Annotated in this window: 12 protein-coding genes; 8 read left to right on the forward strand and 4 right to left on the reverse strand. The window is 61.9% G+C overall.

Annotation, left to right across the window (positions count from 1 at the left end; all coding sequences use genetic code 11):
• Positions 1-123 precede the first annotated feature (123 nt).
• On the reverse strand, positions 124-864 hold the full coding sequence (locus B5527_RS04365; RefSeq protein WP_079600181.1) for an SDR family oxidoreductase: 741 nt from the start codon (positions 862-864) through the stop codon (positions 124-126).
• Between the two features lie 99 nt (positions 865-963).
• On the opposite strand from B5527_RS04365, the gene B5527_RS04370 reads away from it, so the two are divergent.
• The 5 genes from B5527_RS04370 to B5527_RS04390 all read left to right on the forward strand — a co-directional run bounded on the left by B5527_RS04370 (position 964) and on the right by B5527_RS04390 (position 4,429).
• Positions 964-1,869, forward strand: coding sequence for an AraC family transcriptional regulator (locus B5527_RS04370; RefSeq protein WP_079600182.1), 906 nt, complete (start codon positions 964-966; stop codon positions 1,867-1,869).
• 388 nt (positions 1,870-2,257) lie between these two features.
• Positions 2,258-3,376, forward strand: coding sequence for a hypothetical protein (locus tag B5527_RS04375; RefSeq protein ID WP_079607060.1), 1,119 nt, complete (start codon positions 2,258-2,260; stop codon positions 3,374-3,376).
• A gap of 141 nt (positions 3,377-3,517) precedes the next feature.
• The gene (locus B5527_RS04380) at positions 3,518-3,886 is read left to right on the forward strand and encodes a thiol-disulfide oxidoreductase DCC family protein (RefSeq protein ID WP_079607061.1); all 369 of its coding nucleotides are present in this window, start codon (positions 3,518-3,520) and stop codon (positions 3,884-3,886) included.
• Entirely contained in the window at positions 3,886-4,155 is a 270-nt protein-coding gene (locus B5527_RS04385; RefSeq protein ID WP_172842478.1) for a DUF4160 domain-containing protein, read from the forward strand. Before B5527_RS04380 ends, B5527_RS04385 begins: the two co-directional genes overlap by 1 nt.
• A gap of 7 nt (positions 4,156-4,162) precedes the next feature.
• Positions 4,163-4,429, forward strand: a complete 267-nt coding sequence (locus B5527_RS04390; protein WP_245332496.1) for a DUF2442 domain-containing protein — start codon at positions 4,163-4,165, stop codon at positions 4,427-4,429.
• A gap of 1,092 nt (positions 4,430-5,521) precedes the next feature.
• Here B5527_RS04390 and B5527_RS04395 read toward each other — a convergent pair.
• Together B5527_RS04395 and grrM are read right to left on the reverse strand one after the other, a co-directional pair.
• On the reverse strand, positions 5,522-7,378 hold the full coding sequence (locus B5527_RS04395) for an antitoxin Xre/MbcA/ParS toxin-binding domain-containing protein (RefSeq protein ID WP_079600184.1): 1,857 nt from the start codon (positions 7,376-7,378) through the stop codon (positions 5,522-5,524).
• A 72-nt stretch (positions 7,379-7,450) separates the two neighbouring features.
• Positions 7,451-8,602, reverse strand: a complete 1,152-nt coding sequence (gene grrM, locus B5527_RS04400) for a cyclophane-forming radical SAM/SPASM peptide maturase GrrM/OscB (RefSeq protein WP_079600185.1) — start codon at positions 8,600-8,602, stop codon at positions 7,451-7,453.
• A 44-nt stretch (positions 8,603-8,646) separates the two neighbouring features.
• Between grrM and B5527_RS43410 the strand changes: the two genes are divergently transcribed.
• Positions 8,647-8,832 carry a hypothetical protein gene (locus tag B5527_RS43410; RefSeq protein WP_154072005.1) on the forward strand — a complete coding sequence of 62 codons (186 nt, stop codon included), beginning with the start codon at positions 8,647-8,649 and terminating at the stop codon, positions 8,830-8,832.
• Between the two features lie 284 nt (positions 8,833-9,116).
• Complete coding sequence (locus B5527_RS04410; protein WP_079600187.1) at positions 9,117-9,920, forward strand: lytic murein transglycosylase; 804 nt, start codon at positions 9,117-9,119, stop codon at positions 9,918-9,920.
• A 398-nt stretch (positions 9,921-10,318) separates the two neighbouring features.
• On the opposite strand, the gene B5527_RS04415 is transcribed toward B5527_RS04410, so the two are convergent.
• Entirely contained in the window at positions 10,319-11,155 is an 837-nt protein-coding gene (locus B5527_RS04415) for an SDR family NAD(P)-dependent oxidoreductase (protein WP_079600188.1), read from the reverse strand.
• Positions 11,156-11,299: 144 nt separating this feature from the next.
• Between B5527_RS04415 and B5527_RS04420 the strand changes: the two genes are divergently transcribed.
• Complete coding sequence (locus B5527_RS04420) at positions 11,300-11,911, forward strand: LysE family translocator (protein ID WP_079607063.1); 612 nt, start codon at positions 11,300-11,302, stop codon at positions 11,909-11,911.
• Positions 11,912-12,476 lie beyond the last annotated feature (565 nt).

Raw genomic sequence — 12,476 nt, forward strand, 5'->3', positions numbered from 1 at the left:
TCTCTTTCCCAACGCGTCATGCCGGGGCTTGACCCGGGCACTCATCGAAACAAAACGGCGGGCGAAAGCCCGCCGTTTTACGTTTGACGATTCCCGGTGGCCCCGCGGGCGGTCGGATTCGGTTCAGCTTGAGCCGGCCAATGCCACGGCATCGGCGCCGGCAGCAATGCGAAGCGGACACGACGGGTCGTTCGCCGCACGCCACACTGCTTCTGCCACGTCCAGCGACCGCGTGATCGCGGATGACTGCTGCCCTGCGAAGACACTCTTCGCCCAGCCGGCGTACGCCTCGGGGATGCCACCCTTCATCCGGGGCTGTGCGTTTTCACCGAAGCGGGTCTCCGGCGCCCGTCCCGGCAGCACGAGGTTCACCCGCACATTGAATGGCCGGAGCTCCAGCGCAAGGGACTCGGTGAACGCGTTCACCGCCGCCTTGCTCGCGGTGTACACGGAAAGCAGAGGGAGCGGCTTCAATGTTACGCTCGATGTGACATTGACGATGACACCGGCGTTCCGTTGCCTGAACTGAGGTAGCACCGCCTGGGTTACCGCCATCGTACCGAGGGTGTTCGTCTCGAAGACCTCGCGGGCGGTTTGCATCGAGGTGCCTTCGAGGACCCCCATCATGCCAATCCCTGCGTTGTTGACCAGGACGTCGATCGGCCCTGCGGCCTCCACGGCCTGACGAACGCTTTCCGAATCGGTGACATCAAGGGCGAGCATGCGCAGGCGCTCGGAACGGGGCAGAACGTCCTCGCGCGGCGTGCGCATCGTGACGATGACCTTCCAATCGCGATCGAGGAAGTAGCGGGCGGTTTCGAGACCGAACCCGGACGAGCATCCGGTGATCAGGACGGTTTTCATGGGGACTCCTGGAGTTGGTTGGCGATACCGAGACGGTAGATCGCAGCAACCGGACCCGCTATAATAGAAAGTCCAGGTTTCTTTCGCAGGAGTCCGGTAATGGTCGACCCGTTCGCGGAGGTTGTCAGGTTGCTCCAGCCGGGCGCCACGTTCTCGAAAGTCGTCAGCGGCGCAGGTCTTTGGCGTGTTCGCCGCTCGGAGGCCGGTCGGCCCTTCTACTGCGCGATCCTCGACGGTTCGTGCCGCCTCGCGGTCGACGGGCGCGAGCCGATCACCCTCCAGGAGGGTGACTTTGTCCTGATCCCTTCGGCACATGACTTCACCGTGTCGAGCCTCGAGCCGGTGGCATCGGACGACATCGATACCCGGCCCGTCGCGTTACTCGATGGAGAATTCAGAGTAGGCATTCAAAGCGGCCCGCCCGACGTCAGGCTGCTGGTGGGCCACTGCATCTTCGGCTCGCCGGACGCGGCCTTATTGGTTTCGCTGCTTCCGCAACTCGTGCACGTTCGCGGCGAGAGGAGGCTGACCACCCTGGTGCGGCTTGTAGGAGAAGAATCTCGCGAGCTGCGGCCCGCGCGCGATGTCATTCTGGCACGCCTGCTGGAGGTTCTGCTGATCGAAGCCCTCCGCTCCACCGCCGGGACTGCAGCGTCGCCGGGACTCTTGCGGGGGCTTGCCGACGGACGCCTCGCGGTTGCGATACGACAGATGCACGAAAGTCCGACCCGGCCCTGGACGGTGGCGCAGCTCGCAAAGGAGGCAGCCCTCTCGCGCTCGGCGTTTTTCGAACGATTCAGCCGCGCAATGGGCGTCGCCCCGATGGAGTACCTGCTCGCGTGGCGCATGGCGTTGGCAAAGAACCTGCTGCGCCGAAACGAAGGTGGCGTTGCCGAAGTTGCGGAACGCGTCGGCTATGGCTCCGCAAGCGCGTTCAGCGTTGCATTTACCCGCTACGTTGGCTTGCCGCCGATGCGGTATGCGCGGGAGCAGACGGAATCGTGACGCGTGTAGAGCCGTAGAACGGATTGAAGCCGACACGTCCGCCGCAGCTTCCACAGCGAAGGCGGAAGCCGTAATCCGCCATTATTCGTCAGATCGAGGCGAAGGCGTTGCGCATGCTGAAGCATCCGTCTCGAAGCCGGAAGCTGCGGAGCTTCCTCGACAACTGATCCCGTGTCCCGGGCGCGGCGCAGCACGAAGTGATGCGCCGCAGAACCGGGACCCGGATTTCTCTTCCCAACTCGTCATGCCCGGGCCTGACCCGGGCATCCATCGAAACAAAGCGGCGGGCGAAAGCCCGCCGTTTTTTATTGGAGTCGCAACTCGGAACAATTGCCTTTGATTATGCACGTCTGAATTGTAAGGTGCCCCTAACTGGGGGATGACGTGTATGAGTATCGAAGACGATAGCGCGGCTGCAACGCCAAAAAAGAAGAAGTCAGTTCGTAAAGCCCGAAAATCAAAGAAGGCAAAGAAGACCGGAAGAGCAAAGCAAGCTCGGTCTCCCGACGCAAACACGGGCGGGACCGCCAAATTCCCTAGGCATACCGTCGAAAAGGCTCTGCGTATCCCAAAGGCTATAATTGAACAAAATGCCGGAAGGGAATGCTCCGAGAATGATGCGGCGACGTACGCTGGAGTCGGACTCGGAGGCCCGTTCCGGCTGGAAATAAGCTCTGCAATAAAGTACGGATTTTTATCGCGGCCGCAAACCGGGTTTGTGGAAGTTACAGATAGAGGACGGCAAGCCATAAGGCCGCAAAAGCCTGGCGATGATATCGAGGCACTGCGCCAAGCCGTCTTGGATGCACCAGAAATATCAGAAGTTTATAAGCACTACCGAGGCGAAGACCTGCCAGACGGTTCGTTCTTCGAACATGCATTGGTTGATAAATTCGGAATTCCAGCGGAGAAGGTCGCTGAGTTCGTTCAGGTGTTCATGAGTTCGCTGCGGAGTGCGCAGCTCTTGGAGCAGCGCGGTGACAAGCATCGGATTCTCGATGTTACGTTGACTCCCGATCGGGACACGGAAACCAGCCTAAAGAAAACGTCAGCGGCAAAACTTGTGGCGGGAGATTCCTGTTTCGTAGTCATGCCATTCGGCGCTCCAATCGGAGGCTACTATCAAAACATCTACGAACCTGCCATCCAAAAAGCGGGACTTCGGGCGGTGCGCGCTGACGCGGATATTTTCGGTACAGGGAAAATCATCGACCAGATTTGGACTGGAATAAACAGCGCCAAGGTATTGATTGCTGAACTCACTACGCGGAATCCGAACGTTTTTTATGAACTTGGGCTGGCACATGCCCTGGATAAACCGGTAGTCCTGATATCCTCCAACAGGGAAGACGTCCCTTTTGATCTTAAACATATCAGGGTTATCTACTACGACGTTAGCGATCCATTTTGGGGGCAAAAGCTCATCGACAAAGTCGCCGAGAATATCGTGTCTGCTTTGAACAATCCTGAAGAAGCAGTCTTCAAACGAGCGTTAGAATCTGCGTGAATTGAAAAGTACTTGAACTGCATTGCGGTTAGCATTTCTGCAATTGCATTTGTGTGTGGGATGATCTGGCCAATTGGCTTTATGATATTTGGCGGCAAATTAACGCCTTAACAATTGGAAATAGCGGAAATCGTGCGGATTGTGTTTATTGTCTGGTATGACACCCGCCGCCCCGTCTGCGACGCCGGGATCGACTGGCAACGCAACAAGTTGCTCGCCGCAGTCCGCGCCGGCCGCATTTCATTCCGCGACATCAATGACGAACCCGCTTCGCTCGCCGCCTATGGCGCCTCGCTCGATGATGTGCGCCGCCGCCTGCACGCCACGGATGAATCGGGCCGGCTCGTCGTCGGCGCGGATGTGATGATCGCGATCTGGCGGGTGACTTCGGGCGAAGGCTGGCTGGCATCGCTGTTCGGCAATCCGGCGACGCTGCCGGTCACGCGCTTTGCCTATGATCGCTTCGCCGACGTGCTGTTCGCCTGGAACAAGCGGAAAGGGCATTGGTAATGCCGACCATCGCATGGTTTTACGGCATCATGATCCAGATGTACTACAACGACCATGAGCCACCGCACTTCCATGCGCGCTATGGCCGGGCAAAAGCCATCGTACGGCTCTCGGACGGCGAGATTATTTCAGGTGAACTGCCCCCGACCGCCACGCGGATGGTCCGACATTGGGCTCTGGCGCGAAAGGCCGAATTGCAGGATAATTGGCGCCGTGCCCGTTCGCACCAGCCTTTGGAAAAGATAGCTGGTCCCGATGCCGATGAATGAATTACCCATGGTTGACGTGCTGCGCCTTCGGGCGCTCGACGGCCATCGCTTGTGGGTCCGTTTTACGGACGGCAGCGAAGGTGTCCGCGATTTTTCGGATATCCTCGCCGAGGGCGGGCCGATGGTCGAGCCGCTGAAGGCGCCGGACTACTTTGCGCGCGCATTCGTCGAGATGGGCGCGCCGACATGGCCCAACGGCTTCGACGTCGATCCGATCAATCTCTACATGGAATTGCGCGACGCCGGGGCGCTGACGCGGGTGGCGGCGGAGTAGGCCCGGCAACTTCACGCCAAATGCCCACCAGCGCATAGGGCGGATCGGAGCCGAAGGCGTGATCCGCCATCTGGCTTGCGCGACCGGCGATGCCATTTGCGATTCTTCCCCGCGAGCCGAAACAAATTAGTCGGCGCGTTCGGCAATTGTGCGCGCTCAGGCGAACCTGTTTCCCCTCGAGACCCTCATGCTGGAATGGCGGATTACCCCTTCCGGCTTCGCCGCAGAAGCTACGGCGGACGTGCCGGCTCCAATCCGTCCTACAGACCGCGCCGTATCGTGAGACATGGCGCAACCCTCTCCCCCCGCGGCCCAACTGATTTGCCCGACGGGCGCCCCGCCGATTTTCCTGTCTAGCCCCCTTCGAAAAAATATTCTGGTTTTCCGAAGACCCGAATCAGCGCTATATCCAACGCTGTCTCGTCCCACTGAAAGGGGCGTATCGCGATCGTCACGAACGCGGGGCGGGATGCGGTGGACGCGGCAGCGTCGGCGTGCGACGGGATCGCAGGGCGGGTTCAAAGCCTGTGAGTGATTTCCGGCACGCAGGACGTACGGCGATTGCAGCGTACGGCGAAGGCGTGTGGTCCTGGCACCCGTTGCTGGTGTCAAGTCGGCGGAGGCGCGTCGGCCCGACCGGGCTTGGACAAACCTTAATCCGCAGGCGACGGTGGCAAAAGGAACTCGTCACCGGGGAGAGCACGTTATAAGCCGTAAAGCCATTGCGTGCGGGAATGCCGGGCTTTTCCGGTCACTCGCTGTGAATACTCGTGCGCACGCTACCCACACCTTCCGCGCACGAGGCTGCGGGTGCATCGGGCACCCGGCATTCCCCACGCCCTTTCGGGCGTAAGATTCATGCAACCACTCGGGCGCACCGCGCCGCGAGGCGCGCAGGTGTGTCTGGAGCAGGTGTGTCTGGAATTGGCGGCTGTGAAGATGGATGGATTGAGCCTCCACGAGGCCGACTCGTTGAGAGTCCCCCTCACCCGGATCGCATCTGCGATGCGATCCGACCTCTCCCCGCAAGCGGGGCGAGGTGGCGCGAACCGCCGGGTGAGGGGCTCAGCCTTGCTTCGCGCGCCCCAACGCCTACGCCATCCCCGTCGAGGTCTTCTGCCGCGTGCTGCCGACGAACACCGTCAGCTGCTGCAAGCCGTTATCTTCCGCCAGCACGTCCAGCGGGCGCTTGCCGTCGAGCTTGTCGCTGCGGGTATTGAGCCATTCGCTGAATTGCTGGATATCGCGGAAATATTGCCGCACCGCCGTGCGCAGCACGGTGATCCGGTCCGGCAACAGCGATTGCTCGGCGGCCAGATGCCGCCGCATGTTGACCGGCAGCATGGCGCCGAACACGAAGCCGAGCCCGCCATAAAGCACGATGACGAACTCCTGGTATTGCGGCGTGGCGTCGCTGAACGTCAATGCGACCGCCAGCAGCGCCGCGATCGCCATCGCGGACGCTTCCAGGGCGCCGGAGATCGCCTGTTCGCGGCGGGGAGCGACCGGACGATCGAGGGTATAGGATGTCATCGCCCCGCAGACCGCAGGCACGATCGCCCACGCCAGCTGGTACGTGAAATATTGCCAGAGCAGGTCGGGCGAGAGACCGCCATGGGCCGGAGCAAACGCCCTGAACAGATTGGGGCTGTAGAGCACGAGATTGAGGGTCGCCGAGATCAACAGGCATTTCAGGAAGATCTTGACGTAGGCCACGGCACGTCCGGTGCCGGATTCGGCGTAATAGGCGTTTTGCCCGATCAGTTGCGCGCGCATCGCCAGCGCCTGTCCGATCGCAAAGGTGTGGACGATGATGATGATCGCCAAGAGCTGCAGGATGTCGCGCGTGCCGGTCGGAATCTGCGTGACCTGGGCCGCACCGAGAAACGCATTCGCGGCCAAGAGCCACGCCGCGCCCAGCACCAGCGCGGCGGCGCCGGCAACCTTGAGAATCGGATCCCAGGGGATGCTCGGCGGCGGCGGATAGGGCGACACGAAACCGACCGCGCGCAGGCGATCGGAAGTGCGTCCACCGCCTTTTGTGGCGGTCACGGCGCAGGCGAATATCACATAGAGCCATTCGAGATTCTTGATCAGATCGCGCTGAATGCCGAGCAGCGCCGGCCGCCGCTCCTGCTTGTCCGCTGGCGGCAGGTCCCCCAGGCGGGCATGAATTGCCAGCAGACCGATACTGACGTTCTGTATTTCCGCGCGATATTGCTGGAACACTTCCGGATTGATGTTGGGCAGCAGATCGTTCGGGTCTTCAAAACTGGCGTCGCCGGACAAGGTGGCCGCGCGGGCGTACAGCATGACCACGCGGTCGAACGCGGAGGAGGCGCCCTTCAGGTCCGGCGCGGTCAAGGCCGGCTTGTCGAGGTCGATCGCATTCCACGCGTCGGCAACCTTGTCCGCCGGCAGCTCCATGTCGGAAAATCTCATATAGTTGAGCAGCCGATCCAGGTTTTTCGGGATGTAGGCCATGTGATGCGAGAAGCTGCGCAGGTTGATCTCGAAATCCAGGGCCTTCGGCAGATTGGGGTTGAGCCCCACCAGATAAAAGGCGACCAGAATTGGAAAGGTCGGATAGTTCTGCAGGGAGATCGCCGCAGCAGCAGTGTCGGTGGCGGCCGGCATGTCGGTCTGCGTGGCGGCCGCGGCCATCGCCTTCATGATCTGAAAAAACGGCGCCGGTCCGACGATCGAGACGGAAAGAAAGATCAGCATCATCGAGCCGCAATAAATCGTAAAGCCGATCAGGTATTGGCGCGGCGTGGTCTGGTAGCGCAGCACGACGAATTTCCACGGACAGCGGTCATCGGCGCTGACGGTCGGCTTGTCGAATTGATCGAGGCAAAACCGGTAGATCACGTAGCCGCCGGCGGCGAGGCAGAACAGAAACAGCAGCAGCGCGTTGCCGGTCGGGATCGTCGGCAGAAAGTCTTCCATGGGACCCTCACAACCTCAACAACGCGAAGCTCACAACGCGGCCTTCACGACGCGATTTTCACAACGCGATCTTCATAACGTCAATGACACCTCGAACTGATTGCCCTGCGCATTTGCGAGCCGCAGGCATACGTCGACCCAGGCCTTTTTGGTGAAGGCGCAAAAGGTCGTCTCGGTCGCCTGTAGCGAGCCCGTCTCGGATAATTTGTTCACCGGCGCGCCGCCGCCGCAGTACTGGAAATACTCGCACGCGCCGGCGCAGTTCTTCACGCCCTGGCTGATTTCGCGATAGGCCGAAACGAACCGCGCATCGGACAGAATGTCCGGCAATGCCGCGCATTGGTGAACGTTGCCGAAAATGAAGCGTTGCCGCTGCCCCGCTTCCAGCGCCAGCAGTTCGGGAGAGAAGGTGCTGATATCGCCGTTATGCGCGACGTTCAGGATTCGCAACGGGATGACCTGGTCATTATCCTCGGGCGTTCCGGCCAGCAGCGACGACAGAGTGCGTTGAAAATCCCGCAGCACGACGGGGGTGTCGCCCGGCCGCGCGGCCTCCAGCAGGACGTCGCCGATGAAGCGCTCGAAGGTCGTGCGATCGCAATTGTCATACAGCGCCGAACGGGTGTTGTGCGCCTCCAGCTCCTCGATGTTGAGCCCGATCGCGGTGGGGCCGAAGCGCTGATAGTAGTCGACCAGTTCCGCACCGCGCGAAAGACTCGGCGTCGTCACCACCCCGATGAAATGGAAGGGATAGCCGCGCGCCTGCAGCTTCGCGATTCCCGCGACAGCGCGATCATGGCTGCCGGCTCCGTTGCGGTATTTTCGGTTGCGGTCGTGCAGGTCGCGCGGACCGTCGAGGCTGACGCCCACGCTGATGGCGTGGCGTTCGAACAGATCGATCCAGTTATCGTCGATCAGGGTGGCGTTGGTCTGGATTCCATAGTGAACGTCGACGCCTTGCGAGCGCCGCCGTTCGATGATCCCGATCGCTTGCGCATAATAATCGGGCGACAATGTCAGGGGCTCGCCGGCATGCCAGACGATATCGAGATCGTGTTTGAGCAGGCGTGAATCGAAAATCAGGCGTGCGACTTCCCCGACGGTGGAAAGCTCCATGGTTTGACGGGGATTGGCGCGGTCCGGCAAGTAGCAATAAGCGCAATCGATATTACAGAAACCTGTCGATTGAAGGACCACCAAACCAATAGGACCAGCTACCAGCATCGGAGCCTCGCCTAGCAATTTCTCCAATTGGGACGCATGCAATTATGGAAGTTGAAAAACTGGACGATATTATCGATTTTGCCGCCCGGCGAGCCGTTGTCGGCCGGCGAAATGACGCGAAGTTTTTCCTTCAACTGCTCGACGCGAAGCGAAAGCAGTTCGGGGAAGGGATTGGCTGGCTCGGTGCCGACGGGGTAAACGCTGCTGTCAGCGGAAACCGAAAGACATAACACCGCCCCCGAGGCAGTGACCGCAGCCAACAGCTTGCGTTTCGATTTCATGGCACGCCCTAAAGCATCTTTAGGTTGCTGGGCAATTTTACTCCCAAAGGCTCGCCACCCGCAAGGGGCTTATCAGGCGCCGCTCGCACAGGCCGTGTCGCCTTGGGCGTTGGCTCTTCGCAGCGCGGTGGACGAAGCGCCATCGCAGCTGGCTCCGACTTACGTTCGAGCCCGAGCGTGTTACTGTCGACCCCGGATCACCTCGCTTGCCCTCCGGAAGGAACAACTCCCCCATGCTGCTCCGCCTCACCGCCGTTCTCGCCACGCTGACCGTCGCGAGCCCGGCCTTCGCCGCCCGCTGCGGCGGCGATTTCAACAGCTTCCTGGCCAGCATGTCGGCGGACGCACAGGCCGCCGGAATCTCGCAAGGCGTGGTCAGCACGGCGTTGAGCGGGCTGACGGAGGATAGCGCGGTGCTGAATTTCGACCGCCGCCAGCGCTACACCTTCAACAAGTCGTTCGAGCAATATGTCTCGACCCGCGTTGGCGCCGGCCGCATCAATGGCGGCCGGGCGATGCTGCAGCGAAACGCGGCGCTGTTCTCGAGCATCGAGGCGCGTTACGGCGTGCCGCGGCAAATCCTGGTGGCGATCTGGGGGCTGGAGACCGACTTCGGCAAGGGCGATATGGGCAAGCTGCCGGTGATCCGTACCCTCGCCACGCTGGCGCATGATTGCCGCCGTTCCGAACTGTTCCAGGGCGAGTTGCTCGCGGCGCTGAAGATCATCCAGCGCGGCGACCTTCCGCTGCGCGACATGATCGGCGCCTATGCCGGCGAAATCGGGCAAACCCAGTTCCTGCCGTCGTCCTACATCAAATACGGCGTCGATTTTGACGGCAACGGCCATGTCGATCTCCGGCACAGCGTGGCCGATGTGCTCGCCTCCACCGCCAACCTGCTGCACACCAACGGCTTCAAGATGGGGGCGCCTTACGGCGAAGGCACCGCCAATTTCGAAGCCATGCGCGAATGGAACCACGCCACCATCTATCGCAAGACCATCGCCTATTTCGCCGATCAGCTGGTCGGGCGGTGAGTTAGAGGCTGTCATTCCGGGGCGCTCGCAGAGCGAGCGAACCCGGAATCTCGAGATTCCGGGTCTGGTCCTTCGGACCATCCCGGAATGACGGGAGGGATGGCGTGCGCAGCGGCGAGTTCGCAAAGCTGTGGCTACACTCCGACCGTCATCATCCCGACCGTCATCATCCGCGAAAGCGGATGATCCAGTAATCCGAGACCTCTGTGATGAATCGAGAAGCCACGGCGTACTGGATCCCCGCATGCGCGGGGATGACGAGCGTTTGTGGAGCGGTGTCACCAGTCTCCGTCATTCCGGGGCGCTCGCAGAGCGAGCGAACCCGGAATCTCGAGATTCCCCGATGTGCAATTGCACATCTGAGGTCTGGTCCTTCGGACCATCCCGGAATGACGGAATTATTTCTTCGACATCTTCTCGATCAGGCGCGCCAGCAACGGCCAATAGGTGCCTGGCCGCAAGCGCTGCAGCAGGTCCATGACGCGGGCGTCGTTGCCGATCAGGATGCGCGGCTGGTTTTTCTCGATGCCCTGGATAATGCGCAGCGCGGCGGCGGCCGGCGTGGTCCTTGCCACCGCATCGAAGCGCTCGATCGTTTGGGCGCGGCGCGCATTGTCGGTCACGCCCACGCCGGTGCGGGAGTTGCGGGCGATATTGGTGGCGACGCCGCCGGGATGCACGACCGACAGCCGGACCGGGCTCGCCGCCATCTGCAGCTCGTGCCGCAGGCTTTCCGAGAAACCGCGCACCGCGAATTTCGCCGCCGCATAGGCGGTCTGGCCCGGCGGCGCGATGATGCCGAAGATGCTGGAGAGGTTGACGATGTGGGCCTCGCGCTGGCGCTGCAAATGCGGCAGGAAGGCGCGGGTCGAGTGCACCACGCCCCAGAAATTGATGTTCATCAGCCAGTCCATCTGCGCCTGCTCGATCTCGCCGAACTGGCCGAGCAGCGCAACGCCGGCATTGTTGATGAGGATGTTGAGGCCGGGATGGCCGGCGACGGCGGCCTGCGCGAAGTCTTCGATCTGCCCGGGATCGGCAACGTCGGCGCGGTGCACCGTGACCTTGCGCGCATGAGCCCGGCCGATCTCGGCGGCCACCGCCTGCAATCCCGCTTCGTCGCGATCCGCCAGCGCGAGGTCGCAGCCGCGCGCCGCGAGTTCAAGCGCCAGCGCCCGGCCGATGCCGCTGGCGGCGCCGGTCACGGCGGCGGCGGCTCCTGGGATCGTCGTCATTGGGGGGGCAGCTCCATGGAGGAGGGGAATGCAGAGGCGAGTTTTGTGCGGCAACCCTGATACGGTCGATGGGGTTTGGCAACGGGTCGGACGCCGGCCGGCGCGGCTTCCGCGGCCGCCGACGCCGTGATATTCACCGGCGTTATGACGCTGTCGTTCCTGCTGACGTCGCTGATCGTGATCGCCTCGCCCGGCACCGGCGTGCTGTATACGCTGGCGGCGGCGCTGACGCGGGGATCGCGGGCCAGCATCGCCGCGGCGTTCGGCTGCACGCTCGGGATCGTCCCGCATATCGGCGCGGCCATGCTCGGCCTCGCCGCGGTGCTGCACACCAGTGCATTGGCTTTCGCGGCGCTGAAATGGTGCGGGGTGGTCTATCTGCTGTACATGGCGTGGCAGGCGCTGCGCGAGACCGGGGCGCTTTCGGTCGATGCGCGGCTGGAGCAGCGCTCGGGCCGCCGGGTGATCGTCACCGGATTTCTGATCAACATCCTCAATCCGAAGCTGTCGATCTTCTTCCTGGCGTTCCTGCCCCAGTTCATTGCCGCAGGCGAGGGCCACCCGCTGCTGCGGATGCTGGAATTGAGCCTGGCGTTCATGGCGATGACGTTGGCGGTTTTCGTGGTCTACGGCCTGTTCGCCGCCGGTGTTCGCGACCGCATCGTGACCCGGCCCGGGGCGATGACCTGGCTGCGCCGCGGCTTCGCCGGCGGGTTTGTCGCGCTCGGCGCCAGGCTGGCGTTCGCGGAACGCTGATTGTCCGGGCTGCGATGTCGGCTCGCGCTAAGACGTCCCGGAATCAAAAAAGCGGGCCCGAGGCCCGCCGCTTCATGAAAATTATTTTGCGTGACGCTGGGAGCCCGGGCGGAGCGAGGCTCCACCCGGGCTTGAAGGTTACTTCTTGGCCTTCTTCGCCTTCTTGGCCTTCTTCGCCTTTTTCGCCTTCTTCGCTTTCTTAGCCATAGTATCCTCTCAAGGTTTAATGGATGGAAACGCGACACGAGGCATGCTCGGCGGAGGGCCAGCCTCGCAACATCCTCGAATGCAATCCCAACAGATTCGCAGGCTGCTGCCCCGCACTGTCACGCCAGTGTCATTGCGTTATCCACAGCTGTTATGCGTTTTGAGGTGCTTTTTGGCCGAGCGATGCGCCGCGTGCCGCCGCTTCAGGGTTAACGATGCTGCAATTCGGTGGCGCATTCTGCATCGATCCGGAACAGCCACGCCATCTTCATCAATTCAAAACCAAGGCGCCGATTGCTTCGCCGCGGTGAGGGTCCGTTAAGCGGCATGGCTGCATCTTGCGTCCGAGGCAACGGGG

Origin of the sequence: Bradyrhizobium erythrophlei, from assembly GCF_900129425.1 — a bacterium.
Taxonomy (GTDB): Bacteria; Pseudomonadota; Alphaproteobacteria; order Rhizobiales; family Xanthobacteraceae; genus Bradyrhizobium; species Bradyrhizobium erythrophlei_C.